This window comes from Pseudomonas sp. KBS0710 (genome assembly GCF_005938045.2).
GTDB lineage: Bacteria > Pseudomonadota > Gammaproteobacteria > Pseudomonadales > Pseudomonadaceae > Aquipseudomonas.
Genome location: NZ_VCCF02000001.1, coordinates 6,016,465 through 6,042,841, shown reverse-complemented (window position 1 = coordinate 6,042,841; position 26,377 = coordinate 6,016,465). Strand labels below are relative to the sequence as shown.

At 61.7% G+C, this 26,377-nt stretch carries 21 protein-coding genes and 1 pseudogene; 8 read left to right on the top strand and 14 right to left on the bottom strand.

Going from position 1 to position 26,377, the window contains the following annotated elements; all coding sequences use genetic code 11:
• Positions 1–75: 75 nt before the first annotated feature.
• Positions 76–927: an SDR family oxidoreductase gene (locus FFI16_RS27475; RefSeq protein WP_138813303.1), complete on the bottom strand. Its 852-nt coding sequence runs from the start codon at positions 925–927 to the stop codon at positions 76–78.
• A gap of 189 nt (positions 928–1,116) precedes the next feature.
• Between FFI16_RS27475 and exbB the strand changes: the two genes are divergently transcribed.
• The 6 genes from exbB (at position 1,117) to FFI16_RS27440 (ending at position 7,993) form a co-directional block, all read left to right on the top strand.
• The gene (exbB, locus tag FFI16_RS27470; protein ID WP_138813302.1) at positions 1,117–2,100 is read left to right on the top strand and encodes a tonB-system energizer ExbB; all 984 of its coding nucleotides are present in this window, start codon (positions 1,117–1,119) and stop codon (positions 2,098–2,100) included.
• 6 nt (positions 2,101–2,106) lie between these two features.
• Positions 2,107–2,532 (top strand): TonB system transport protein ExbD, encoded by a 426-nt coding sequence (exbD, locus tag FFI16_RS27465; RefSeq protein WP_003195519.1) that lies wholly within the window; start codon positions 2,107–2,109, stop codon positions 2,530–2,532.
• The gene (locus FFI16_RS27460) at positions 2,529–3,278 is read left to right on the top strand and encodes an energy transducer TonB (protein WP_138813301.1); all 750 of its coding nucleotides are present in this window, start codon (positions 2,529–2,531) and stop codon (positions 3,276–3,278) included. Before exbD ends, FFI16_RS27460 begins: the two co-directional genes overlap by 4 nt.
• A gap of 232 nt (positions 3,279–3,510) precedes the next feature.
• Positions 3,511–4,431 (top strand): hydrogen peroxide-inducible genes activator, encoded by a 921-nt coding sequence (locus tag FFI16_RS27450; RefSeq protein ID WP_003213305.1) that lies wholly within the window; start codon positions 3,511–3,513, stop codon positions 4,429–4,431.
• 8 nt (positions 4,432–4,439) lie between these two features.
• Positions 4,440–6,515 carry an ATP-dependent DNA helicase RecG gene (gene recG, locus FFI16_RS27445; protein ID WP_138813299.1) on the top strand — a complete coding sequence of 692 codons (2,076 nt, stop codon included), beginning with the start codon at positions 4,440–4,442 and terminating at the stop codon, positions 6,513–6,515.
• Positions 6,516–6,592: 77 nt separating this feature from the next.
• Positions 6,593–7,993 carry an aminoacyl-tRNA deacylase and HDOD domain-containing protein gene (locus FFI16_RS27440; RefSeq protein WP_138813298.1) on the top strand — a complete coding sequence of 467 codons (1,401 nt, stop codon included), beginning with the start codon at positions 6,593–6,595 and terminating at the stop codon, positions 7,991–7,993.
• A 155-nt stretch (positions 7,994–8,148) separates the two neighbouring features.
• Here FFI16_RS27440 and FFI16_RS27435 read toward each other — a convergent pair.
• Positions 8,149–8,214, bottom strand: a pseudogene (locus FFI16_RS27435) (helicase); the annotation flags it as partial.
• A gap of 207 nt (positions 8,215–8,421) precedes the next feature.
• Between FFI16_RS27435 and FFI16_RS27430 the strand changes: the two are divergent.
• Both FFI16_RS27430 and FFI16_RS27425 read left to right on the top strand, forming a co-directional pair.
• Entirely contained in the window at positions 8,422–9,309 is an 888-nt protein-coding gene (locus FFI16_RS27430; protein ID WP_138813297.1) for a calcium-binding protein, read from the top strand.
• A gap of 89 nt (positions 9,310–9,398) precedes the next feature.
• Positions 9,399–10,178 carry a hypothetical protein gene (locus FFI16_RS27425; RefSeq protein WP_138813296.1) on the top strand — a complete coding sequence of 260 codons (780 nt, stop codon included), beginning with the start codon at positions 9,399–9,401 and terminating at the stop codon, positions 10,176–10,178.
• 40 nt (positions 10,179–10,218) lie between these two features.
• Here the strand turns inward: FFI16_RS27425 and FFI16_RS27420 are convergent, their stop codons facing one another.
• The 12 genes from FFI16_RS27420 to tssJ form a co-directional block, all read right to left on the bottom strand.
• Positions 10,219–10,599, bottom strand: coding sequence for a helicase (locus FFI16_RS27420; protein WP_073843428.1), 381 nt, complete (start codon positions 10,597–10,599; stop codon positions 10,219–10,221).
• A gap of 124 nt (positions 10,600–10,723) precedes the next feature.
• Positions 10,724–11,650: a type VI secretion system-associated lipoprotein TagQ gene (tagQ, locus tag FFI16_RS27415; RefSeq protein WP_138813295.1), complete on the bottom strand. Its 927-nt coding sequence runs from the start codon at positions 11,648–11,650 to the stop codon at positions 10,724–10,726.
• An 84-nt stretch (positions 11,651–11,734) separates the two neighbouring features.
• Positions 11,735–13,447, bottom strand: a complete 1,713-nt coding sequence (locus tag FFI16_RS27410; RefSeq protein ID WP_099488280.1) for an SUMF1/EgtB/PvdO family nonheme iron enzyme — start codon at positions 13,445–13,447, stop codon at positions 11,735–11,737.
• Positions 13,440–14,624, bottom strand: coding sequence for an ABC transporter permease (locus FFI16_RS27405; protein WP_138813294.1), 1,185 nt, complete (start codon positions 14,622–14,624; stop codon positions 13,440–13,442). Before FFI16_RS27405 ends, FFI16_RS27410 begins: the two co-directional genes overlap by 8 nt.
• Positions 14,624–15,328: an ABC transporter ATP-binding protein gene (locus FFI16_RS27400; protein ID WP_138813293.1), complete on the bottom strand. Its 705-nt coding sequence runs from the start codon at positions 15,326–15,328 to the stop codon at positions 14,624–14,626. Before FFI16_RS27400 ends, FFI16_RS27405 begins: the two co-directional genes overlap by 1 nt.
• Complete coding sequence (locus FFI16_RS27395; RefSeq protein ID WP_138813292.1) at positions 15,328–18,306, bottom strand: serine/threonine-protein kinase; 2,979 nt, start codon at positions 18,304–18,306, stop codon at positions 15,328–15,330. The genes FFI16_RS27400 and FFI16_RS27395 overlap by 1 nt, the downstream gene beginning before the upstream one ends.
• A complete protein-coding gene (locus FFI16_RS27390; RefSeq protein ID WP_138813291.1) occupies positions 18,303–19,022 on the bottom strand; it encodes a PP2C family serine/threonine-protein phosphatase in 720 nt (239 codons plus the stop codon). Before FFI16_RS27390 ends, FFI16_RS27395 begins: the two co-directional genes overlap by 4 nt.
• Complete coding sequence (tagF, locus tag FFI16_RS27385) at positions 19,023–19,676, bottom strand: type VI secretion system-associated protein TagF (protein WP_138813290.1); 654 nt, start codon at positions 19,674–19,676, stop codon at positions 19,023–19,025.
• Positions 19,673–23,173 (bottom strand): type VI secretion system membrane subunit TssM, encoded by a 3,501-nt coding sequence (gene tssM, locus FFI16_RS27380; RefSeq protein ID WP_138813289.1) that lies wholly within the window; start codon positions 23,171–23,173, stop codon positions 19,673–19,675. The genes tagF and tssM overlap by 4 nt, the downstream gene beginning before the upstream one ends.
• Positions 23,170–24,459, bottom strand: a complete 1,290-nt coding sequence (locus FFI16_RS27375) for a DotU family type VI secretion system protein (RefSeq protein WP_138813288.1) — start codon at positions 24,457–24,459, stop codon at positions 23,170–23,172. The genes tssM and FFI16_RS27375 overlap by 4 nt, the downstream gene beginning before the upstream one ends.
• Before the next feature lie 6 nt (positions 24,460–24,465).
• Complete coding sequence (gene tssK, locus FFI16_RS27370) at positions 24,466–25,800, bottom strand: type VI secretion system baseplate subunit TssK (RefSeq protein WP_138813287.1); 1,335 nt, start codon at positions 25,798–25,800, stop codon at positions 24,466–24,468.
• A gap of 18 nt (positions 25,801–25,818) precedes the next feature.
• Positions 25,819–26,328, bottom strand: a complete 510-nt coding sequence (tssJ, locus tag FFI16_RS27365) for a type VI secretion system lipoprotein TssJ (protein WP_138813286.1) — start codon at positions 26,326–26,328, stop codon at positions 25,819–25,821.
• Positions 26,329–26,377: the final 49 nt, after the last annotated feature.

Below are 26,377 nucleotides of genomic sequence, written 5' to 3'. Positions count from 1 at the left end.
TGTGTCAGCCAGCATATTCATCGACTGATTCACCGCATTCGCGAGCAAGCCCGCTCCCACATTTTTGACCGAGTTTCAGCCTTTCAATATCGCCGCATACCCTTCGCGATAACTCGGGTAGGTCGGCACCCAACCCAACGCCTTCGCCCGGGCATTACTGCACTGCTTACTGCCCGCACGCCGCACGCTGGCGTCATCCGCCCACTCCGTGACGCCCAGGTATTCACGCAACCAACCGACCACCTCCGCCAATGGCGCCGGGGCGTCGTCGACGCCGATGTAGACCTTGTCCAGCGAGCCGCCCTGCTCTACATGACGCAGCAAAAAGGCCAGCAAACCCGCCGCATCATCCGCGTGAATCCGGTTGCCATATAAAGGCGGATCGATTGCCACGCGATAGCCTTGGCGCACTTGGGTCAGCAACCATTCACGACCGGGGCCGTAAATACCGGTCAAACGCACGATGCTCGCCGGGATGCCGCTATCGAGGGCCACCTGCTCGGCTTCCAGCATCACCTGGCCGGAGTAGCCCGTCGCCTTGGTATCAGACGTTTCGTCGACCCATTCGCCGTTCTGCTGGCCATAAACACTGCTGCTGGAAACAAACAGCAGGTGCTTGGGCTCCTGGCCGTAATCGCTCAGCCACTCCAACACATGCTGCAACCCTTGCACATACGCTGCTCGATACCCGGCCTCATCGTGGTCGGTGGCGGCTGCGCAATACACCAGGTAATCCACCCCGCCGATCGGCCAGGTGTCAGGGCAATCCTTTTTAAACAGGTCGCCGGCAATGCCGATCACGCCATCGGGGAGCTTTGAAATATCACGGCGCAGGCCATGAACCTCCCAATTCGCGGCGAGCAATTGGCTGGCCAGCCGACTACCCACATCGCCGCAACCGGCAATCACAACAGAAGGCGCAGACATCATAAAACTCCGTTCTCAAAGGTCTAGATTAGCCTTCGCAGATGACGAGCGGCCAGAAAAAGCACAAATAAAGTTACTGTATTACTTCTGTTAACAAGAATTACTTGCAATAATAACCGCCCATTTGTCCTCGACCCCCAAGGGTCTGGCAGGACGATCACTCATTTTTTCCTCTCAGGTCCGGCCAGCATGACACGTAATACAAACCCCGCTTCGCCAACCAAGCTTCACAGCCCTTCCCGCGCCTGGCGTGCGATTGCTGCGCTGCTGTTCAGCGTACTGCTGGCACCGACCGCCGCCTTCGCTGATGCCACCGCCCCAGCTGCACCGGCTGCTGCTGAGCACACTGGCGCCACGCCAGCCGCTCCTGTTGCTGCGCCGGTTGCTACCGACCCGGCCCAGGCTGCAGGCGACGTCGCACCGGCCGACGAAACCGGTGTAGTACTGGAAGAAGACAACAGCCTGGGCATGGCCCACGACCTGTCGCCTTGGGGCATGTACCAGAACGCTGACGTGGTGGTAAAAGCCGTGATGATCGGCCTGGCCATCGCCTCGATCATCACCTGGACCATCTGGATCGCCAAGGGCTTCGAGCTGCTGGGCGCCAAGCGCCGCCTGCGTACTGAGATCGTCCACCTGAAAAAAGCCACTACCCTCAAGGAAGCCAGCGACACCGCGACCAAGAAGGGCACCCTGGCCAACCTGCTGGTACACGACGCGCTGGAAGAAATGCGCCTGTCGGTCAATACCCGTGAAAAAGAAGGCATCAAGGAACGCGTCAGCTTCCGCCTCGAGCGCCTGGTTGCAGCCTGTGGCCGTAACATGAGCAGCGGCACCGGCGTGCTGGCTACCATCGGTTCCACCGCACCGTTTGTCGGCCTGTTCGGCACCGTGTGGGGCATCATGAACAGCTTCATCGGCATCGCCAAAACCCAAACCACCAACCTCGCCGTCGTCGCTCCCGGCATTGCCGAAGCCCTGCTGGCAACCGCGCTGGGCCTGGTTGCGGCAATTCCTGCGGTAGTGATCTACAACGTTTTCGCCCGTTCGATTGCCGGCTACAAGGCCCAGGTATCGGACGCGTCGGCAGAAGTCCTGCTGCTGGTGAGCCGCGACCTCGATCACCTGCCTACCGAGCGCAGCTCGCAACCGCACATGGTGAAAGTGGGGTAATCGGCCATGGGCCTGCATTTGAATCAAGGCGACGACGAACTCGTCGAGAACCACGAAATCAACGTCACGCCGTTTATCGACGTAATGCTCGTGCTGCTGATCATCTTCATGGTGGCCGCGCCGCTGGCGACCGTGGATATCAAGGTCGACCTGCCCGCGTCCAGCGCCAAGCCTGCGCCGCGGCCGGAGAAGCCGATTTTCCTCAGCGTAAAGGCGGATCAACGCCTGTTCCTGGGCGAAGAAGAAGTCAAAGCTGAAACCCTGGGCCCGGTGCTCGACGCCAAGACCCAAGGTAAAAAAGACACGACGATCTTCTTCCAGGCCGACAAAGGCGTGGACTACGGCGACCTGATGAGCGTGATGGATGCCCTGCGGGCAGCCGGCTACCTCAAGGTAGGCCTGGTCGGACTAGAGACGGCAGCCAAGAAATGATCACGACGCGCCACAAACTGACGCGTTATGGCACCAGCCTCGCCGTCGTGCTGGGCGTGCATGCCGTCGCGATCATCATCGCGCTCCAATGGTCCGCGCCGCACCCGGTAACGTTGCCACCGGCGGCCATGGTCATCGACCTGGCGCCGATGCCTGCACCGCCACCGCCGGCGCCGCCCAAGGTTGTCACGCCGCCGCAGCCGCCTGCCCCCGTGGAGGAGCTGCCTTTGCCGAAACTGGCCGAGGCGCCCAAGCCGACGATCCAGGTGCCCAAGCCGGTCAAGCCAAAACCCAAACCTCAGCCGCCCAAGCCGGTGGAGAAGAAGCCCGAGCCGCCCAAGGAAAAACCTTCCGAAGAGCCGCCGAGCGAATCGCCACAGAACAATGCGCCAGCTGAAAAATCGGCTCAACCGGTTCCTGGCCCATCGCCACAACAGATCGCGGCGAAAGCATCCTGGGAAGGCACTCTGCTGGCGCACCTGCAGAAGTACAAGAAGTACCCGCCAGGTGCCCAACAGCGCGGCAAGGAAGGTTTGAACCGCCTGCGCTTTGTGGTCGATGCCGAAGGCAATGTGCTGTCCTACGAGCTGGTGGGCCGCTCCGGCAACGCCGACCTGGACCGTGCGACCCTGGACATGATCCGTCGTGCCCAGCCACTGCCCAAGCCACCGGCCGACATGCTGAAAGGCGGCAGCGTCGAAATCGTCGCGCCATTTGTTTACAACATTGAGAAGCGCCGCCGGTAAGCGGCAAACGGGAACCAGCTTGTGTGGGAGCTGGCTTGCCTGCGATGCAGACACCTTGGTCTATAAGTGATACCGAGGTGATCCTATCGCAGGCAAGCCAGCTCCCACATTTGGTTTCATCACTTCAGCAAAATCCTCAACATTCCCCGCTCAATCCCCATCAAAGTTCTGATAACGTGCGTCTATCGATTGCAGCCGGTATGCTTGGCCCGCAACCTCATGGACGCCCGCTATGACTCTTACAGAATTACGCTACATCGTGACCCTCGCCCAAGAGCAGCACTTCGGCCACGCGGCCGAGCGTTGCCATGTCAGCCAGCCGACGCTGTCGGTGGGTGTGAAAAAGCTTGAAGACGAACTCGGTGTGCTGATTTTCGAGCGCAGCAAGAGCGCCGTGCGCCTGACTCCAGTGGGCGAAGGTATCGTCGCCCAGGCGCAAAAAGTGCTGGAACAAGCCCAAAGCATTCGCGAACTGGCCCAGGCCGGCAAGAACCAGCTGACCGCACCGCTCAAAGTCGGCGCCATCTACACCGTCGGCCCGTACCTGTTCCCGCACCTGATTCCGCAACTGCACCGCGTTGCGCCGCAGATGCCGCTGTATATCGAAGAAAACTTCACCCACGTACTGCGCGACAAACTGCGCAATGGCGAGTTGGACGCGATCATCATCGCCCTGCCGTTCAACGAGGCAGACGTGTTGACCCTGCCACTCTACGATGAGCCGTTCTACGTGCTGATGCCGGCCTCCCACCCGTGGACGCAAAAAGACACCATCGACGCCGGCCTGCTCAACGACAAGAGCCTGCTGCTGCTGGGCGAAGGCCACTGCTTCCGCGACCAGGTACTGGAAGCCTGTCCAACCCTGACCAAGGGCAACGACGGCGCCAAACACACCACCGTGGAATCCAGCTCCCTGGAAACCATCCGTCACATGGTTGCGTCCGGCCTGGGCATTTCGATTCTGCCGCTGTCGGCGGTGGACAGCCATCACTACGCCCCTGGCGTAATCGCTGTACGCCCTCTCACACCGCCGGTGCCGTTCCGTACCGTGGCGATTGCCTGGCGCGCCAGTTTCCCACGCCCCAAAGCCATTGAGATCCTGGCCGACTCGATCCGGCTGTGTTCGGTGGCCAAGCCGCCTGCTGCGAGCTAAGTAGACGTATGACTGAGCTGTCGCAGGTGTCGGTGACGGCACTTAAAGGTGTCGGTGAAGCCATGGCCGAGAAGTTGGCCAAGGTCGGCCTGGAAAACCTCCAGGATGTGCTGTTCCACCTGCCCCTGCGTTATCAGGACCGCACGCGCGTCGTGCCCATCGGGCACTTGCGCCCTGGGCAGGATGCCGTGGTCGAAGGCACCGTCAGCGGCGCCGACGTGGTGATGGGCAAGCGCCGCAGTTTGGTCGTGCGCCTGCAGGACGGCACCGGCGGCCTGAGCCTGCGCTTCTACCATTTCAGCAACGCGCAAAAGGACGGCCTCAAGCGCGGTACCCGCGTGCGTTGCTATGGCGAAGCACGCCCCGGCGCCTCCGGCCTGGAAATCTACCACCCGGAGTACCGTGCCATCACGGGTGACGAGCCGCCACCGGTCGACACCACGCTCACGCCGATCTACCCGCTGACCGAAGGCCTGACTCAGCAACGCCTGCGCCAGCTGTGCATGCAAACGCTGACGATGCTCGGCCCCAAAAGCCTGCCCGACTGGTTACCTCTGGAGCTGGCGCGCGACTACCAACTGGCGCCGCTGGACGATGCGATTCGCTACCTGCATAACCCACCCGCCGACGCTGACGTCGACGAACTCGCACTGGGCCATCACTGGGCTCAGCATCGCCTGGCCTTCGAAGAACTGCTGACACATCAACTGTCCCAGCAGCGCCTGCGCGAAAGCATGCGCTCCCTGCGCGCGCCGGCGATGCCCAAGGCCACGCGGCTGCCTGCGCAATACCTGGCCAACCTTGGCTTTGCACCCACCGGCGCGCAGCAACGCGTAGGTAATGAAATCGCCTACGACCTCAGCCAGCACGAACCCATGCTGCGGTTGATCCAGGGCGATGTGGGTGCGGGCAAGACCGTGGTCGCCGCCCTCGCCGCCTTGCAGGCATTGGAAGCCGGTTACCAGGTGGCGCTGATGGCGCCTACCGAAATCCTCGCCGAGCAGCACTTCATCACCTTCAAGCGTTGGCTCGAACCCTTGGGCCTGGAAGTGGCGTGGCTGGCCGGCAAGCTCAAGGGCAAGGTCCGCGCCGCCGCGCTGGAACAGATCGCGGGTGGCGCACCGATGGTGGTGGGTACCCACGCGCTGTTCCAGGACGAAGTGCAGTTCAAGAACCTCGCCCTGGTGATCATCGACGAACAGCACCGCTTCGGCGTGCAACAGCGCCTGGCCCTGCGCCAGAAAGGCGTGGGCGGCCGGATGAATCCGCACCAGTTGATCATGACCGCCACACCGATCCCACGCACCCTGGCGATGAGCGCCTACGCCGACCTCGACACTTCGATCCTCGATGAGCTGCCGCCCGGCCGTACGCCGGTCAACACCGTGCTGGTCACCGACACGCGCCGCGTTGAAGTGATCGAGCGCGTGCGCGGCGCCTGCGCCGAAGGCCGCCAGGCGTACTGGGTGTGCACGCTGATCGAAGAATCCGAAGAGCTGACCTGCCAGGCCGCCGAGACCACGTTTGAGGACCTTACCAGCGCCCTGGGCGAGCTGAAGGTCGGGCTGATTCACGGGCGCATGAAGCCTGCAGAAAAAGCCGCGGTGATGGCCGAGTTTAAAGCTGGCAACCTGCAACTGCTGGTGGCTACCACCGTGATTGAAGTCGGCGTGGACGTGCCCAACGCCAGCCTGATGATCATCGAAAACCCCGAGCGCCTGGGCCTGGCCCAACTGCACCAACTGCGCGGCCGTGTCGGCCGGGGCAGCGCCGCCAGCCACTGCGTGCTGCTGTACCACCCGCCGCTGTCGCAGATCGGCCGTCAGCGCCTGGGCATCATGCGCGAGACCAACGACGGTTTTATCATCGCCGAAAAAGACCTGGAACTGCGCGGCCCCGGCGAAATGCTCGGCACACGCCAGACCGGCTTGCTGCAATTCAAGGTCGCCGACCTGATGCGCGATGCCGACTTGCTGCCTGCCGTGCGTGATGCGGCGCAAGCGCTGCTGGAGCGCTGGCCCGAGCATGTCAGCCCCTTGCTGGATCGTTGGCTCAGGCATGGGCAGCAATACGGCCAAGTGTGACGCCTGACTCACTTATCCAACCAACAGTTGTATCAAGCTGGTTATACTTCGATGACTGTACGAAATTGGATCAGGCCATGTCAGAAGTTGCCCTCGCCACAGCCCCACTGACCGCCCCGCCGGTCATTCGGGCTCTGCTCGCAAAGCTCGCCATCCCCTACACGGAAGTGACCGAAGACGCCGGCCTGAATCCCGCACGAAAGGTCCAGGCGGTACTGCTGGAAGATGCCGTGGGCGCACTCATGGTGCTGTTCCCGCAGAGCCAGTTGCTCGACCTCAACCGCCTGGCTGAACTCACCGGCCGCCGTCTCACGGCCGTGTCGCCGGACCGCATCGAACGCATGCTGGCCAAGCACGACTTGAGCCTGTTGCCCGGCCTGCCGGTACTGACCAGCTCGCCGTGCCTGTATGAAGGCAGCCTGCTCAGCGAGCCAAGCCTGTTGGTGCATTCCGGTGAAGCCGGGCTGCTGCTGGAAATCGCCAGCAGCGATTTCAAGAGCATGCTCACCAAGGCCAGCGCCGGGCACTTCGGCGAGCCGCTGAGCAACATCCGCCCCAACCTCGACCGCCCAAACGATGACCGCGAGGAAATCACCCAGGCAATGCAGGCGTTCACCGCCCGCCGAATCCAGCAGCGCCTGGAAGCAACCATCGAGATTCCGCCGCTGGCCGACACCGCGCAGAAAATCATCAAACTGCGCGTCGACCCCAACGCCACCATCGACGACATTACCAGCGTCGTCGAAACCGACCCGGCCCTCGCTGCCCAAGTGGTGAGCTGGGCAGCGTCCCCGTACTACGCCTCGCCGGGCAAGATTCGTTCAGTGGAAGACGCCATCGTGCGCGTGCTGGGCTTTGATCTGGTGATCAACCTCGCACTCGGCCTGGCCCTGGGCAAAACCCTGAGCCTGCCCAAGGATCATCCACACCAGTCCACGCCTTACTGGCACCAGTCGATCTACACCGCCGCCGTCATCGAAGGCCTGACCCGCGCCATGCCGCGCGCCCAGCGCCCGGAAGCTGGCCTGACTTATCTGGCCGGCCTGTTGCACAACTTCGGCTACCTGCTGCTGGCCCATGTGTTCCCGCCGCACTTCTCGCTGATCTGCCGTCACCTGGAGGTCAACCCGCACCTGTGTCACAGCTATGTCGAGCAGCACCTGCTGGGCATCAGCCGCGAGCAGATCGGCGCCTGGCTGATGCGCTACTGGGACATGCCGGACGAACTGTCCACCGCCCTGCGCTTTCAGCACGACCCGACCTATGACGGGCAATATGCTGAATATCCCAATCTGGTTTGCTTGGCGGTACGTTTGCTGCGCAGTCGTGGAATTGGTTCCGGGCCGGATGAGGCGATACCCGACGCACTGATCGAACGTTTGGGCTTGAGCCGGGAAAAGGCAGAGGAAGTAGTGGGCAAGGTGCTGGATGCGGAAGTGCTGTTACGCGAGCTGGCATCGCAGTTCAGCCAGGGATAAGTCTGTCGCCTGCTGCATAGCTTTCGCAGGCAAGCCAGCTCCCACACTTGAACGCATTCCAACCTTGGAACTCGGTCAAATGTGGGAACTGGCTTGCCTGCGATGACTCCAACTCGGTCTCCCTGAAAGAACTACTTCTTTTTCTTCGGCTTCAACTACTTGGTCAGCCCCTGGAGCCAGATCACCAGTGTCGGGTTGCCTTTGATAGGGATCGACCGTTCCTAAATCCCATCATAAGTACCGGTTACTAATTCTTCACATCCAAGGTTGCGAAACAATTCGCGACGAACACTTGGCATGGAAAATCTGTAACGCGCTAACATCTAAGAAGCAACCAGCAACATATAACATGGAACCCTCACGGCTGACCTGTCCACACAGTGCATACAGGTAATCATCTTACTCAATAAAGCGCTGAGGCCCACCTAATGATCTCTACTCTCTCTCAATCTAATTACACCACAGCAATACCAACAAACAGTTACGTGACGCGAAACACTGATGGTGAGATCAGAGTTAAGGTAGAGGACTATGGCAACACAAGGATTAAAACCTATCCGCGGCAAGAGCCGCAAACCCCAGGCCAGAACTATCGATCTGCAAACAAAATAGAAATTCACACAGAAAGCGAAAACGACGTCATCAACTTATCCATGAAAGACGGTCGGGTGCTCGCCACTATAAATGGTGTATCTGTTTTCCTGGACTCAGATGGCAGCAGTGGAAGTGCAAAGATCCACATTTTTACTAACGAGGGCAATGATAAAATTACCATCGCGCCCCAAGTCAAGGCAACACTGACTATTAATACAGGGGATGGTAACGACACCGTCATAACAGGCGGTGGCAGTGCTCAAGTTTACTTAGGGGATGGCGACGATACAGCAGTGCTGGGCGCGGGGGGCGGAGAGTTATATGGCCAAGACGGCGATGACAAGCTATATGGTGGCCCAGCAGGCTCCGCGCATCTTTCCGGTGGTTCAGGAAGAAACATCATGATGAGCAACCTTCAACGTTCTGACGATCAGACGACATGGTTATTGGCCCAGGGCGAGAACGATAAAATAAGGGCGCGCTCGTTTACAACCATGAGAATTGAATCACAATCTGCATATGTCGTAGTACACCCTGAGGTACAAGCACAAATCCATATTGCAGAAAGTGCAGGCAACACTGAAACCGTAGCGTTATGGGCAGGCAGGGAAGAGGAAAATATAAGTGTCACTTATACCGGTCGAAATGAAGTTGAAAAAGATAATCAACGCACTCAGCAGGCACCACGAACTGAGAGCGAAGAAAATGCCCTGTGGCCCTGAGTTCTTTAATTGTTAAACCCCGCCAGGCACTTGATCACAAAACTCATTCACCGGGAATTTATATACCCGACTTACACTGGAACCCTGTTATGACAGTCATTGCCTCACCCACACCCATCTCTTTTTTTGCACGGTATGATCAACCTGCACCCAAGCAGGAAAGTACCGTAAAAATCGTTCACGATCGTGATTCAAACGGCCCTGTCGTCACTATCAGCGTCACTCATCAACGGGCCGACATCAGAATAAAAAAAGACGCTAATGACAACCTTGTCGCGCATATAAACGGCAAACCGCACCCGTTGTATCTTCCAAACTCTGGTCAAAGTACCCTTAACATCACGACAGGCCAATACAGCGACTTTATAAAAATCGATGACAACGTCAGGGTCACCGCTCGCGTCAAATCAGGAGACGGTGACGACTTCATACAGGCTGGCGGTGGCTTTACAGAGGTAGATGCCGGAGATGGCGATGACCAAGTGCAACTCAGCACGGGCGGAGGAACTGCACACGGCGGAGCCGGCGACGATAAACTGTTTGGGGGCGCCGGCAATAGCAGGCTTTATGGTGACAGCGGAGAAAACTTTTTTTCCACCGATATACCTGCCTATGCGCCCAGGCTCACTCAAATTTACTCGTCGGGAACCCATGACACGATACGCGCTAGAGCTGGTCACGTAGATGTTACGGTCTACTCGGGAAAGACTGATATTCACGTCGCTGAAGAGGCGTCTGCAAATATCAAACTTGAAGCTTTCACAACGGGTAGCAAGATCACCAAAGCGTGGGGTGAGTTCCGCCGGGATGTGCTAATCGATGGGGCCAAGCGGGGCCGGGATGAGATCATTAATGCCCGGCCTGACTAACCTGTTTGGGGCTATTAAAGCCCCAAATACATTACAACGATTAACGCACCGTCTTTTTGCGCGGTTTCAAATACTTGGTCAGCCCCTGGAACCAGATCACCAGCGCCGGGTTGCCCTTGATCTGGATCGACTTGTCCTGAATCCCCGTCATGAACGCCAGTTGCTTGTTCTTCGCCTGCATCGTGGCGAAACCGTAGGCGGCATCTTTAAAGGCGATAGCAAAGGCCGGCGCTGGGTGAACACCTGAGCGGCTGGTGATGCGCTGGTCTTTGACGATGAAGTGACGGGCAACTTTGCCGTCGAGGGTCTGCAACTGGAACGCCAGGTCTTTGTCACCCAGCTGTTGCTGAAAGGCAGGATTGGTGCGGCTGGCTTTGCCCATCATCAGGCCCAGCACCCACAGCAGAAGACGAAATTTCATGCACACAGCCTCAGTGTATTTATTAAGTGGCCGCAGCAGTGTAACGATTTACCGACAGAACGCCACCGATCTCGCGCTTTAGCAGGAGATCGGCAGGCGTTTAACGCTTATAGCAACATGTTGCTTAAACGTTAGGGCACGGCACTGGCGCCCAGTCGGCCAGGTTCGGATCGCGGCAGGTGCCTTCGATCTGCGCCTTACCGGCGCTGGCGACCTGCTTGCTTTCAGCCTGCTTGGTTTGCACGGTCTGAATACTCTTCTCGGTGGTCACCGCTTCTTTCGGCACGGTTGGCAACACCGGTTTTTTGGCGACTTTGGCAGGCGTCTTGCCTTTTTTCGCCGGCACCACCTGCGGCGTCGTGTCGGCCTGGGCCACGGTCACTACGTCAGCACGCTGCACACCCACTTGTTTCAGGTCTTGCTCGTAAGCCTGGGTGTAGTTGTTCAGATCTTCGCTGGCCTTTCCGTTCACTGCAACGATCAGGTCATTGGACTCTTTCAAGCCAGCCACGATTTCCGCCAGGCGCTTGCGGCCTTCGGTGTCGTTGACGGTCTTGGCCTTGCGATCATTCACCAGCTTGGTGAATGCGCTCTGGTAGCACTGCTGGGATGCCTTGGCATACGCGGTGCTGCGGTCGATGTCAGAGGCGCTTTTATTGAAGTCGGTGGAGTACGACGCGATGCGCTGGTTGTCATCGGTAATCTGCTTCTGACGCTCGGTGTAGTAACCCGCCGCGCCACCCGCCAGGGCACCGCCCGCTGCACCGATGGCGGCATTGCGGCCGCGCTTGTCGGAGTCGCCGGTCAGCGCGCCCAGCAATGCACCGCCGGCTGCGCCCAAGGCAGCACCCGTCACAACCGATTTGGTCATGTTCGAATCGGTAGCACGCAAGTGCTGCACCGGCTCGTAGCAGTTGGGGTAGTACTCGACCTTGGTGCTCGACGCGACCTTGGAGGCCGGCGACGTGGCGCAACCGGTCAATACGGTGCTGAAACCGGCTGCGATCAACAGCAGGTGACGCTTGGAAACCGCCTTACGGGAAAAAAGCATAGGTGTGTTCTCTGTTAAGTTTGACTTGCCCAGCACGGCCCACCGCCGCCTGAGTCCCTTCCAAGCTCGCCGCACAACCAACGGTCAAGACCGCTGACCGCTCGCTGCGAGCAGTTCCTTCAAGATCGTTGCCGGGTCGGCCCGCTGTTGCTTGCGGTAGTTGCCGACATGGCGAACGAACAGTGTTGCGCGCGTCACCAGGCTCTTGCCGAGCACTGGCTTGCGATCCAACTCTTCCTTGATCCGTTGAAACTGGGCCTGGATCACCGCATCGGTGTAGCGCGTGCCGGTGGCCAGGTTGTCGATGTAAATTGCCACGGCGCCGTCGAGGGCGCTGCGGCCATTGGTGATGGCCATATCGAACAGTTGCGCGCTGGCCTCATCCTTGTTGTCTTTGGCCTGCTGACGGCTCTTCTGCAAGTTGGCCAGGCGGATGTTGTAGTTGCTGATGGTCTCGGCCACCAACGCGGCCGACTGGATCAGGTTGCCCGCCGCTTCTTCGCGTTGCTGGGCAATCAGCGAGACGTTGCGTTTCAGCTCTTCGTTGACCAGGCCGAGTTCGGCTTGCAGCTTGGGGTCGACGCTGGCGGCGATGATGCTGTCCAGGCGCTTGGTCGGGTCCTGGGCGTCATCGATGGCGTCAGTCAGCGAGGCCAGGCGGCCTTCTTTCTGCCACTGGGCAAACAGTTCCTTGTAGCGCGAGCGCGGCGCCGACAGTGCACCGATTGCCACACGAAAACCGGTGGTTTCGTTGCTTTGCTCAGTGCCATCGGCCGCGAACAACGGGTACTCACGGCGCATACCGGTAAACAGCGTGCCCTCGCCCTCCAGGTAGTTGCCACCCTTGACCACAAAGCCGCCGTAGGTGCCCTGGCGACGTCCGGCATGTACCAGCTGGAACGATTCCTGAACCATTTCCGCCGCATTGCCGATCACGTCAAACAGGCCGATCGGGTTGGGCAATTTGGTGCCGATGGGCATCAAGCGTGCCGCCTGGCCAGTGCCGCCGGCGACCTGGTTGAACACCGCGTAATCGCCCAGCGGGCCGTCGCTTTCGCTGCCTTCGACGCGGCGTGGGAACAGGCGCCCTTCCAGTTCCTGACGGCTCACCGCCTGGCCACCGCGTGCGGCGTATTCCCACTCCACTTCGGTGGGCAGGCGTACAAACCCCAGACCGCCGTCATCTGCGGAAGACCCGCGCCCGCTCACCGGCAGCAGCTCACGGTGGTATTTCATCAGCCAGGCGCTGTACACCGCCGAAAAACGTTCAGCCTCGAAACGCGACAGTTTTACCTTGGGCAAACGCGCGGCCATGCCGGTCGGTGCATCACACGCAGGTGCCGGTTCGCCGCTGGCCAGTGACTGTGCCTGGGACATCACTTGCGCATACTGGCGGGCAGTCACTTCGTACTTGCCGATGAAATACAGCATCGGCTTGAGCGGGGTTTTGGCGTCGGTTTTCGGCATCAACGGCGCGATGACTGTGTTCCAGCCCTTGGGCAAGTCCTTGAGGGTGAACTGGCCATTGATAAAGTCGCGGCGGTAGCCGGAAATAAACGATTGCTGATAACCCGCCTCGCCTTCGGCAAAGGGGTAACCGAGGCTGATCTCGCGGTCATCCAGCGTGCCTTGGGCCAGCACATAGGCGTAGCGAAACACCATGTTGCCTTCGCAGGGCAGCGGCAGGCTCACGTCATCGGGCAACGGTTTAGGGTTATCGAGCTTGTCACTCGCCTCATCGGCCCACGCCAGCGAAGCCAAGCTCAGCGCCACACAGGCGCCCAGTAACTTATACATCTCTGATTCCTTCAGAAGCCTGGACCCGCGCCACTCGCCAACCGCCACAAACCGCGGCCACGGCGCTGACGCCGAGGATTGCAACCAGGGCCAGGCCGTAGTGACGCGCCAGCAGGTGACTGGCGTATTCGCCCGGCACCTGCATAAACATTTGATTCAAACCTGCCTCGGCCAGCCCATACAGACCGGCGCTGAGCAAGGCCGCAAAACCTGCGCTGTAAAGCGCCTGCACCACCACAAACAGCAATAGTGCGCCGGTGGAGAACCCCAGCAGGCGCAACACCGACAATTCCCGCCGCTTGCGTGCAACCGCCGCCAGCGCCCCGGCGAATATCGCTGCAAACGCGCCGGCCAAGGCCAGCCCGGCAATAATCCAGAACACCAGCGACAGGTTGCGGCTCAACGACTGCACCTGGGCGATGGTCTGTGCCTGGGTCGACACCAACAGATTCTGCCCGGCGAAATACACCCGCAACGGCTCTACATCGGTGAGGTTGCGCGCATACAGACGAAACGCCGGATACACACGCTGCTCGCTGACGCCCATCGCATCCCCATCCCAAGCCAACGCCGGTACGGCGCGACCATCGCGGTAATCTTCCGCTGCTTCCAGCAAACCCAAATCCGCAAACAAGCCATCACGGGCGAAAGCTGCCAGCGGCAACACCGCCAGCACTTGCAGGCGCGTACGCTGGGCTTCGACGCGCCCCGCCACTTGCCGTGCAAAACTGGTTTCCAGCCAGTCGCCAGGCCGCGCCGCGAGCTTTTCGGCGGCGGTGTGGCTCAGCACGATCTGGTCCAGGCCCTTGGGCATCGGCCAACCGCTGAGTAATGGATCACCCGCCGCCGTCGGCAGCATTTCCAACGTCAGCGTACCCACCTGCGCAGTCGCCGCAATTTGCCGGGTACGCGGCACGGCAAACGCCACATCGCTGCGCTGGCCAAGCTGCTGGATAAATTCGCGGCTGAATCGGCCACCGCCCAATGGGATAATTTCACGGGTGGCCGGGTCGGTCTCCAAGCGTTCGGTCAAACTGCCAACCAGTCCAAATTTCAGGCCGAATAACACGAGTAAGGGCGCAATCACCGCCACCAGCGCCAGCACCGAACAGGCCGACAGCCAGGCGTCATTGCGGTAATCCTGCCAAGCCAACGACGCCACCAAGCCGATGCGCATCAGCACACCTCCCCGAGCATGGCCGTGACGCCGCCGTCAGGGTCACGACGGCAACCGATGCGCCGTACCTGCAAGCCACTGGCGCGGGCCAAGGGTTCGTCATGGGTGGCGATCACGCAGGCGGCACGCTGTTCGCGGGCCTGGGCCAGCAGCGCTTGCATCACGCGCTCGGCATTCAGCGGGTCCAGCGACGCGGTCGGCTCATCCGCCAGCACCAGCTGCGGCGCATGGGCCAGGGCACGGGCGCAACTCACGCGCTGGCGTTGGCCTACTGACAAATCCGCTGGTTTCTTCGCCAACTGGTCACTGATCTCCAGCTGTTGGGCCAGGCGCGCCACGCTGCCGTCATCCTGCAAACCGAGCAATTGCCGCGACAAGGCGATATTGCTACGCACATCGAGAAAGCCCAGCAGGCCGCCGGTTTGCAACACATAACCCAAGTGCTGGCGGCGCAGCGCAGCCAGTGTGGATTGCTGATCGGCACGCCACAGCCCACCGATGTCGGCCTGGTGAAATTCAAACTGTCTAACGTGATCCGGCGCCAACACCAGCGCCAACAGATCCAGCAAGGTGCTTTTGCCGCAACCACTGGGCCCGACAATCGCCAACTGCTCACCGGCACGCAGCTGCAAAGCCGGAATCACCAGGCTGTAACGCTGGCTGCCCGTGCCCCGGCTTTTGTGCACCGCGCTCAAGTTCAGCATTACGGCAGCGTCGACAACGGCACACGGTACAACGCATCGCCCGGCTCGGCATCGCCGAATCGGACCCAGTTGGCCACGTCATTGTGGAAGGTTTCGTAGAGGCGGATTTTCGAATCCAGCTCGTCGATAAAGTCTTCCTGCTCGGCCACGCTCAGCGACAACCACAAGTCCTGGGTCATGTTCAGCGATTTGCTGCGATACGGCAGGCCTTCCAGGTACTCGCCGAGCAAGCCGCCATCAGCCAGGTTGCCACCCTTGCGCAGGGCCTGCGGGTCGCGGCTCATGTAAGCCGAGGCGCTGGCGATTTCCTGGAAGAAGTCCTTGGGCGAGGTCTGGGTTTTGCGCGCGGCATCCACGATCAGTTTCAGCGATTGCTGCAGGTCGTTGAGCTGCAACTTGGTGAGCATCACGCACACCTGGAACGCCGGCAGCGCCGGGTTGGTCAGGTCGCGGTCGGCGGTCCAGGCGCTGACCAACTGCGGCGCCTGGCTTGCAGTTTTGCGCCCGAGGAAGTCCATGTGCATGGCGTAGCCGACCGCTGCAGATTTGTCCGCCAGGCTCGGCGCGCCGCTCAGCAACGGTACCGGTTGCGGCGTGTCGCTGCGTACCTGGTGCACCAGATTGGCGAACACCGTGCCGATCTCATCGACCCGCTCACCCAGCTTGTGCACATCCCCACCGGGCACCGGCGTGTAAAGGTCTCCGATCTGCGGGTTGGCGTCGGCGGTGAGCACGCGGTACTGGGTTTCGGCACCGGCGTGGGTTTTCTTGCCGGCGTCGGTGCGCAGGTGCAAGGCGTAAATCTTGATCTGCTTACCGAGTGCCGCCTGACGCACTTCGGCTTCGTTCATCTGCGTGGCGGCGAACGGATCGTTTTTGCGCAGTGCGCCAGCGTCAGTTACCAGCAGAATGATGCGCCCGCCATAGCCGGACCAGTCCATACCATCGACCGCCTGCATCACCCCGGCAAATGCATCTTCGTTGAACGAATGGCTGGACACCGTAGACGCTTTGACCTGACGCGCCATGTCGAGGAAGCGCTGCGGGTCGCGGCCCTGATCCAGGGTGATAAGCGTCTTGGCGACGTATTCCAAACCGGGGGTTTTCTTGATGCTGTTGCGAAAGCCCACCAGCCCGAAGCTCACGCTATCAAGCTCGCCGCGCTCGGCGATGCGGGTTTGCAGTTCATGCACCACATCGCGAACCTGATCGATGTAGGGCTGCATCGAAACCGTCGTGTCGACTACCAACACCACGGCCGTGCGGAAAGCGTCTGCAGCGATCGCTTTGGTGGCCGGCTTGGCCGCCGCGCTGCCCGGGTCGATGGACGCCACATTGAGCAACTGCACCGGCTGGCCGTTTTCGTCGAAGCTTTCTTTGGAATCAAAAATCGGCAGCAGGTAAAACTGGTTTTGCGGCACGGCGCTGGCCGTCGGCTCAAGCGCCAGCACCTGTTGATTGTCTTCGCGGTTCTTCTGCGCCTTGGCCAACACGTTTTTGGCGGCGGCGGGATCAGCCAACAGCTTTTCCACCTCAGCCGATTGGCGCAAGAACATCACCGGCGCCCGGCCCGAGCGCTCGGTGAACTTGAGCACCAGGCTTTGCTTCCAGTCGCTGACTTGAGCGGCAGGCAGCCAACCATCGCTGCGCCCATCGGTAGCGGCGCCGACACGCACCCACGGGCTGCCGTCAATGTCTTTGCGCTGGTAAACGTAGAGCACCGAAAACGCTGGCAGGGCTTCACCTGCTGCACCACCGGCATCATGGGACAGCTTGGCGCCCGGCTTGCTGAGCACGCGCTGGAACAAGGTCTTTTTACCGGCCATCAGCAACGGCCGCTGACCGCCATCCGCCTCGGCCACCACCGGCGTTACCGCTGGCGGCGGTGTGGTCTTGGGCACCACGGCGACAGGCGGTTTGGCAGGTTCATCGCTGCCGCTCAACCACCAGTAACTGGCACCGCCGATGGCCAGCGCAACCGCCACGGCTACTGCCGCCAGCGCCAACACAGGCCCACGGCGCTGCTCGGACACAGCGCGGTGTTGCGTTGGCGTCACCACCGGCTGACGCAGCGGTTGCGGCTGGGGTTTTTCGGTCGGAATCTCGATGGATACTGGCGTCATTCCGGCCAAGTCAACACTCAGCGGAATTGGCAACGGCCGCACCAGCGTGGCTTCCGGCGAATCGTCCGGCAGTTGGTCCAGTGCGCGCAGCAACGCCGCCGCGTCCGGAAAACGCTCGGTCGGATCTTTGGCCAACAGCTTGCGCAACACGTCCTGATAACGCCCATGGTGCACCGGCAATTCCGGCAACGGCTCGGTCAGGTGCGCCAACGCCGTCGAAAGCGCATCGGTGCCGTTGTACGGCAGCTTGCCGACGAGAATTTCGTAGAGCACCACGCCCAGCGCATACAGGTCGGCACGGCCATCGATTTCCTGGCCACGCGCCTGCTCCGGGCTCATGTAGCTCGGCGTGCCCACGGCAAAACCGGCTTGAGTGAACTGGGTGCGATCGTCCAGGGACTTGGCGATGCCGAAGTCCGACAGCACGGCGGTGCCGTCAGCGCGAAACAGAATGTTCGCCGGTTTGACGTCGCGGTGTACCAGCCCTTGGGCGTGCGCATAGCCCAACGCCGAAGCAATCTGGCGAATCAGCGTCACGCCCTGCTCCGGCGTCAGGCCGGCGGCGATGCGCTCTTTGAGCGTACCGTTGGGCAGGTATTCCATGGCCATGTAGTACAGCTCACCGACATTGCCGATGTCATGGATGGTCACTGTGTGCGGGTGCGACAGGCGCGCCAGGGTCTTGCCCTCACGCAGAAAACGCTCGCAAAAGCTCGGGTCGGCCGCCAGTGCCGCCGCCATCACCTTCAAGGCCACCTTGCGCTCCAGCGAGCGCTGGGTCGCCAGGTACACGCTGGCCATGGCTCCTTCGCCGATCTCGCCTTCGATGTCGTAGCCCGGGATCACAATGTTCATGGCGAGACCTTCACGACAATGGCAGTGATATTGTCCGGCGCGCCCCGGTTAAGCCCCAGGTGCACCAGGCTGCGCACGATTTCGTCCGGCGCGTCATGGCCCAATACTTCGCGGATCTCATGGTCTTCGACGGTCTTGTTCAGGCCATCGCTGCACAGCAGGTAGCTGTCGCCGGGAGCGATCAGCAGGTCAGCCACCGCCACTTCCAGCTGGGCTTCCACGCCCACCGCGCGGGTGACGATATTGGCGCGAGGGTGCACGCGCGCGTCGGCTTCGCTGAGCAGGCCGCTGTCTTGCAGGTCTTGCACGTAGCTGTGGTCGCGGGAAATGCTGTCCAACTGCCCCTCGCGCAGGCGGTACAGGCGACTGTCGCCGGCCCATAAACACACGCCACGCAGGCCACGTGCGGCGAGCACCACTACGGTACTGCCCATCATGGTCACGCCACGGTTGGCGGTTTCTTCACGCACGCTGGCGTTGATGCGGATCAGGTCATTGCGCAGGGCCGCCGAGTATTCATCCAGAGAGCGCCCCACCGGCACATTGCGCAGGCTGTCGACGATCAGGCTGCTGACGTAATCGCCGGCCGCATGCCCACCCATGCCATCGGCTACCACCCACAGGCGGTTTTCCGGCAGGTCCAGGCACGCATCTTCATTGACCTGACGCACCATGCCCACATGGCTTTTGCTCGCTGATTTAAACGTCGCCCCCATCTACACCACACCTTCTTGTCCGAGCAAAAACTGCGCAAAATCGCCGGCAGCAGGCAAACCCTGGCACCGCAATAAACCTGGGGAAATACGTTCTGAACCACGGCCCCACCACAGGCTGGCGCCTTCACAGGCCTGCTCGGCCAGTGCGGTCATGCGGCTGTGGGGCACGGTGGCGGCGACCCGCTGCAGGCCCGCGAAGCGACTGTCGACCGCGCGTTGTTCACTGGCCGGGATGCCCAGGCTGTCGACGCCATCGTTGAAGCCTTCAAACGTAGCGCCAGCCTCCAGCGTGCTGAGCAACAGCGCTTCAGCCTGCTCAAACCACGTATCCGGGCCGCCCACCAGGGACGCCGGATTAGTCTCGTGATCAAGCAACGCCACCACCGCCAACGGGAAATAGCGCCCGACCCGATCAATGCTCGGCATCACCACGCCTGCCGCCGCGTCCGGCCCGCACACGCCCGGCGCCAACACAAAACGCCACAACGGGCTGACCAGGTACACATTGAGCCAATCGCCGCCCAGGCTGCTCTGGCTGGCGAGCAAACCTGCCGCCAGCCAACTGTCCCACGGGCCGATAAAACTCTGCGGCAAGGCGCGGCTGACGAAGTCACCGCGGCTGGCCAATTTGCCGTAGAAGCCCAGCGTGGTCATAACCGCTCCGGCAGGCTGAAGCCACTGAGTACGCGACTCTTGAACGGGTTGAAGGCGCTGTTGGCGCGCAACTCGTAGGCAATGCTCGCGCCGTCGACCCGCAGACGCAGGTTGAAGCGGTCCGGCGAATTGCCGGCGCTCAGGTCCGATTGCTCCAGCAGACGGAACCATGCCCACGGGCCGTCCAGGGTCACGCCGGAACGGCCACTGGCTGACGGCGGCGTGATCGAAATACGCACCACGCCAATGCTGCCGGGGTTCGGCCATTGCATCGCCACCGGACGGCTTGGGCCGTGGTCGTAGCTCAGTTGCTGGCCGTCGAGGTCGAGCAGGAACTGGGTGATGGTCGGGTCCATCGACACCGGTTTGAGCTCGAAACGCACGATCGGCTGGGTGCCCCCCGATCTAAAGAACGCGTCACGAATAGCCGCCGCACGCTGGAAGGTTTGCAGCACGCCCGGCGCAATCCCAAGCTTCTGCGCCGCGCCCGGCTGCCAGCGCCAGGTCTGCGCGGACGTATCCACGTAAGGCTGCAGGTATTTGCGGAAGTAGTTATCCATCACCCCGCCCACGCCGAAGAACTGGCCGAAGTCATCCAGCGTGGCGTCCCGTGCACTGCCCGGCGACATCGGATAACGCCCCGCCAACGATTGGCGATACACGTTGACCACTTCGCTCACCCACGCCGCATTCAGTTGGTTACGCACCCCGCCCATCATGCTGTTGGTGGTGGAGTTGACCACCGACTTGACCATGCCCTGCACCAGCGGCGGCTGGCGTTCGGCATTCAGGCTGACCCGCGTGGCCGCAGCCGCCGCCTGGTTCTTGGCCTCGCCGAGCAAGGCGTCGCCACTGGCGCCGACCATGGCGCTGACTTGCACATACAGCGCGTTCATGTCCGCCAGCAGACCGTCGATGGCCGCCGGTTCGCCTTCGTTTTTGCTGACGATGCTATTGAGTTCGGCAAAGTGCGCGGTCACCGGGTCATCCGCAGCGGCAGGTGCATTGGCCGTCGCTTGCTCCTGGCCGAGCAGGCTGCCGAGGCGCTCCTTGAGCTTGTCGACACCGCCTTCTACCGGCACGCCTTTGGCGGCCAGTTGGCGTTCTTCAGCCTGCAGGTCAGTCTCTTTGGCGACAGCTACCAGCAGTTTTTTCAGCGGCGAGGTCGGGCCGGAAATTACCCGCAGCACATCGGCCGCCTGGGCCACGCTGGTGATCGGCACAAAGTCGATGTCTGCAAGCAACGCATCCCACTGGCGCTGGTAGTCCTGGAAGTACAGGCGGCGCACATCGGCGGCCAGGCTCACCACGTTCTGCTGATCGGCTTGCTCGCGGCCCAGCACCCATTGCTCTTCGGCCAGGGTACCGGTCTGGTTCAGACTGCTCAGCAGGAACGCCTGGCGATAGCCTTTGGCGGTGAAAAACCCGCTCAGTGGTTCGCCCAATGGCTTACCGCTTTTACGGCTGAACACCAGCGCAGCATCACGGCCGGCGGCTTCGTTGAGGCGAAAGTCCGCAATGCCCTCGGGCAGTTTCTGGCGTTTGACCCGGTCGTAAACACGCTGTGCAACCGGCAGTTGTTGCAACTGGCGACGCAGGTCGTCGATCAAGCGTGGGTCAAGACGCGCATTGGGCGGGTGGCGGTCGAACAGCGCCTGCAAGTGCCCGGTCAACGCCTGGCGCTGATCGGCCGGCAGGTCACGTGGCAGGTTGCGGTCCCAGTCCAGGGCGATCCAGGCCTTGATGAAGTCCGGGTCGTAATGCTCGCTGTCGGCGAGCATCAGGTAGGCCTTGAGACCCTCGTAAAGGAAGTCGGACGTGCCGCCGCCGTGCAGTTGTTCTTCGATGCGCGTCACGAGTCGCGGCGCGAACACGGCGATCAACAGCTTGCGGTAGACGCTGGCGGATTCGGCTTCAAGCATATCGCCCTGATACAGGCCCAGGCCTTCAGACCAGCTTGGCGAATCACCCGCAAGGCTCTTCACCGCGTTGAGCAGCGGCAACACTGCCAGCACTTCGCGCTGCGCCGGGCTGAGGTTCTGTACGGCCTGGCCCAGCGGCGCGACCTTCTGATCAACCTGAGCGATATACGCCTGGTTGGCGCGATAACTTACCCACCACAGGCCACTGACCACCACCACCAAGGCGACGGTAGCTGCCAGCACACCGCGTGCAATCCACTTGCGGCGGCGCTCGACTTTCGGGTTCACACCTACCAACCCACGCTCGGCAAACGCCACGGCGGTGAACAGTTTTTCGATGAAATAACTGCGCCCGGTGCCGCTCTGGCGCGCCAGGTGCTGGCGGTCCAGGTTCATGCTCTGGGCCATGGCGCCGATCAGGCGATCAATCGGGCTGCCTTCCTGGGTGCCGCTGGTGAAGTACACGCCGCGCAACAACACGCGCTCTTCGAAGGCATTGGGTTTGAACACGCCTTCGAGGAAGCTTTGCAGGCAATCTTTCAACGCGCCGAACTGCTGCGGGAAGCCGTAGATCAGGTCGCGCCGTGCCGGGTCGCGCTCTTGTTGCAGACGCTCCACCAGCCGTTCGTTAAGGCGCTGTTCAAGCCCCGCGAATTCGCTTTGCAGATGGGCCAACGGGCTGTCGCTGTTTTTGCCGTCGTCCAGGGCGAAGGTCATGCCCCACACCTGGGCGCGGTCTTCCTTGCTCAGGTTGTCGAAGAACTCCATAAAGCCCGGCACCAGATCGAGCTTGGTCAGCATCAGGTAGATCGGGAAACGCACGCCCAACTGGGTGTATAGCTCCTGGATCCGCAGGCGAATCGCGGCCGCATGGGCGGCGCGTTCGGCATCCGTACCGAGCAGCAGATCCGACAGGCTGATGGCGATAAACGCGCCATCAATCGGGCGACGCGAACGCTGCTTTTTCAGCAGGTCGAGAAAGCCCAGCCATGCAGCTTTATCCACTGTGGAGTTGCTGTCCTGGGTGGTGTAGCGGCCAGCGGTATCGAGCAAAACGGCCTGGTCGGTAAACCACCAATCACAGTTGCGCGTACCGCCAACGCCGCGCACGGCACCGGCGCCCAACTGGGCAGCCAGTGGAAAGTGCAGGCCCGAATTGACCAGCGCGGTGGTCTTGCCCGAACCCGGCGGGCCGATGATCACGTACCACGGCAGCTCATAGAGGTTGCGGCGCTCATCACCGCCGAGCTTGGCCTTTTTCAGCAAGGTCAGGGCTTCGTCCATGCGCTGGCGCAAGGTCGACAACTCTTCGGCCGTGGCCACGCTGTTGGGGTCGGCCGGGGTTTCGGCGGCGAGGCTGCGCATCACTTCGGCGGCCTGGCGGCGCGCCTGGATAATGCGCACTACGCGGTAGGCGATCCACAGCGCAAACACCAGAATGATCAGCGCCCAGCGCCGCCCTTCCGGCATCAGCACATCGAGCAACGGCCCCACAAACCAGATGATCAGGCTCAGGGCAATCAGGCCCAGCACGGGGATCACCCAGCGAATCATGAAACTGAAAAACGCCTTCACTCGACGCCCTCCGCCAATACGGTGATTTCAACCCGACGATTGCGGGCACGGCCTTCGGCAGTGCTGTTGGTAGCCACCGGCTCGGTGTCGCTGCGGCCTTCGGCGCTGAAGCGATCCGCCTGGCCGGTCTTGGCCGCCAGAATTTCCAGCACCGACTTGGCGCGTGCTTCGGACAATGCCCAGTTGGACGGGAAACGCAGCGTGGCAATCGGGCGATTGTCGCTATGGCCGGTGACGCGTACCTGGCCCTTGACCTTGCGGATGGCGTCGGCGATGCGCAGCATCAGTGGCTCGAAGTCATCGCGGATGCTGGAGCTGGCAGACGCGAACAGTTCATCACCGCGGATCGTCACTACGGAACGGTCAACCTTGTCTTCCACCGCCACGCGGCCCGCCTTGATGTCTTCCACCAGGAAGCCGGCCAAACGCGGCCGCTCGATGACTTTGGGCTGCGCCACCGGGCGGTCGATGGCCTGCACCGGAATCTCGCCCAGGGCATGGATATTCTTGAACACCGGCTCCGCATCCGACGCCAGCTTCATGCGCAAGCCAAACAGCAACGCCAGCAGCAGCGCCAGGCCAATGGCCACGGCGATCCACGGCGGCATGAACTGCGCCAGGCGATCACGCGCCACGGTCACGCCGCGCCAATGCGGCGACAGCTCGCGCTCGTGCTCGCCACGCGCACTGCGAATGGCGGCGGCGGTGCGCTCACGCAGGGCTTCCAATTGGCTGCGCCCGTCATTCATCACGCGGTAGCGGCCTTCAAAACCCAGGCACATGCACAGGTACAACAGCTCCAGCAGGCACAGGCGCTCACGCGGGCTTTGCAGGCAATGGTCGAGCAACTGGAAGACTTTCTCGCCGCCCCAGGCTTCGTTGTGCACGGTGATCAACAAGCTCTGCTTGCCCCAGTCGCTGGCACTGCCCCACGGCGTGCTGAGCACGGCTTCATCGAGCGCCGTACACAGCGCGTAACGCGCCAGCAGCACTTCGTTGCGCGCCACGCCGGCGGCCTCGGCGCGTTCTTCGAACTGGCGCAGGTAGGCCAGCAACTGCGCACGCAGGCTGGCCGGCGCTGGGTGGGCGATGGTGTTGCGCAGGCGCGTCAACAACGCCAACAACGGCCCGGCGGCGCTTTCCAGCGGGTTGAGGCCCTGGCTTTTGCCGGTGAGAATCGGTGCCGCCGGCATCGACAGCGGTGCCGGCTCAGCTCGTGCAGGTTCTGGCGCACGGCCACCTGGGCGCGGCATGAACTGGGTGCGGTCATCATCATTGGGATGCATCGCGGATTATCCTCGGATCGCCCAAAAGGCCAGGTTCAAGCCCGGGAACTGCCCGGCGATATGGAAGGCAAACCCGCCGGAGTTGTTCAGTTGCTGCCAGTGCTCGCTGCCACGGTCCAGCTCGTAATAGGTGGAGCCTGCGTGGTAAGGGATCTGGCGTGGCGCAACCGGCAACGGCAGCAGGCCAATGCCTGGCAGTTGCAGGTTGACCATGTCGCGGATGTGCTCCACCGGGCCGACTTTGCTCTGCTGGCCGAAGCGTGCGCGCAGGGTTTCGCCGGGCACGTCGGCGCGCACCACGAGGATGAAACTGGCGCTGTCGAGCAGGGTTTTGTCGGCGAGCATGGCCACGTGGATGCCGTAGGCTTTTTCCACAATCGGGATTGGTGTGGCTTTGCTGTCGATCAGCATTGACAGTGCTTCACGCAACGCCGCCACCACCGGGGCGAAGCTCAGCGACAGGTCATCGTGCTGGTATTGCGGGTATTCCTGAGGGCGACGGCCTGAGGTTGAAAAGGTCGAAAACTCACCGGCCAGGCTCACCAGTTCGCTGAAGAATCGCTCTGGGTGCAATGGGCTTAACTGGCTCAAATGCTGGATCAGCGGCTGTGCCCGGTTGACCAATTGCAGCAGCATGAAATCGGCAATTTCCGACGCCCCACCCGCACCCGAGGCGACCACGCGGCCCGCCAAGGCTTCGCCGCGCTGGTGCAGCAGGCCGAGCAATTCGCTGCGAAAGGCCGTCAGCGGTTTGCTCGCGGTCACGTCCAGCACCGGTGGGATGTAAGTGTCGTCGAGTACCAGCGCGCGGTCGGCGCGTTTTTCCTTGATGCGCACCAGGCCGATGGCGGCGTAGTCACTGATGCCGTCCTGTGCGGTCAACAGCCGCAGCGCTCGAGAGCCAACGGCCACCGGCGCACGGTTTTCAAACGGGGCGTTATCGTCGCGCACTTCGCGCACCTGGCTGACGTAGCGCGCGGCTTCCAGCGCTTCACCTTCATCCACCGTGTCTCGCGCACCGGCGCGCTTGAGCGGCAAGGCCAGGTACACCAGGCCATCGCGCAGGTTGTCGTCGATATTCAGCGGGCTCGGCGCCAGGTCATCCTGAGGGATATTGAACGGCGTGCCGTCGGGCAACAGGCCACGCGCCGACACGATCGCCAGCTTGCCCTGGGCCAGCAGGCCCTGGTCAATCAGCAACTCGGAAAAGCCCCAGGCACCGGCGGACAACGGGCGGCTGCGCGCGTCGATGAGGTTTTCCAGGTAACGGTCATGCTGCTGGAAGTGCTGCGTTCCGATGAACATGCCTTCCGACCAGACCACGCGATTGTTCCAGGACATGGGGACTCCGAGGGTTTCTTATTGGGCAGGGCTGGATGGGGGAACCACGACGTCGGCGCGCACGGCGCGCACATCGAGGCTGATCTGGTATTCGGTGTATTGGCGCGCCGGAACGCTGAGCACCGTGCGCCATTGCGCGCGGTCCAGTTCGCGATAGCCCACCAGCAAGCCTATCTGGCGTGTGGAGGGGTCAAGGTCGCGCTGGATGCTCAATTGCTGGCCGGGCTGGATCATCACTTCATCCTGGTCCAGCAGGTCCAGGCCCAGGGTGGATTGCGCGCGATCAGCCAAGGCGAAGTAGTCGGAGCGGCTGAAGGTGGCGGCGTTTTTCAGCTCAAAAATGCGCACCCGTACCGGCGCAGCCTGGCCGTTGGCGCCGGGGTTCAGCCCGGCAATGGCGTGAAAGTGCAACTCGACGGCGGCAGTGCCTGCTTGCGCCTCAGCGGCAACCTCGGGTTTGACCGCGTCCTTGGCACACGCCGTCAGCAACAGCGCGGTGGCGGCTGCGAGTAAAAACCTGGGAATCATCCTGCGTCCTCAATGACGTACTTAGCTATCCGTTTTATCCATTGTTGCG